Origin of the sequence: Sphingomonas sp. 10B4 (assembly GCF_035019905.1) — a bacterium.
Taxonomy (GTDB): domain Bacteria; phylum Pseudomonadota; class Alphaproteobacteria; order Sphingomonadales; family Sphingomonadaceae; genus Sphingomonas; species Sphingomonas glacialis.
In genome coordinates this window covers 1-243 of sequence record NZ_JASJVC010000523.1, presented here as the reverse complement: position 1 = coordinate 243, position 243 = coordinate 1, and the positions used below count along the sequence as shown (strand labels likewise).

Sequence of the window (243 nt, the reverse complement as noted above, 5' to 3'; positions counted from 1 at the left end):
ATGCGCAACGGTGTCGAGATGACGTGCCGCGCTGCGATCTCTGAGCAACCCAGAAGGCGACGGACTCGCTCCGCGGCGTCATCGTCACTCGACGCAGCAACGACGGCCCGAGAAACCTCCTCGATGCGGTTCCGGGCCGCGAGTAGCGTCCTCAATCTCTCCAGCCGATCTACCTCCCGGGCGTGTTCCTCTGCGTTCATGTGAGTCAGCGTAGCCACCCCGAATGACACACTGGCCTCGTGG

At 63.8% G+C, this 243-nt stretch carries 1 protein-coding gene; it reads right to left on the bottom strand.

The features are described 5' to 3' along the window. Window positions 1-200, bottom strand: a 200-nt coding sequence (locus QN347_RS20730) for a hypothetical protein (RefSeq protein WP_323494535.1), incomplete at its 3' end; no start/stop codon positions are given. Window positions 201-243 lie beyond the last annotated feature (43 nt).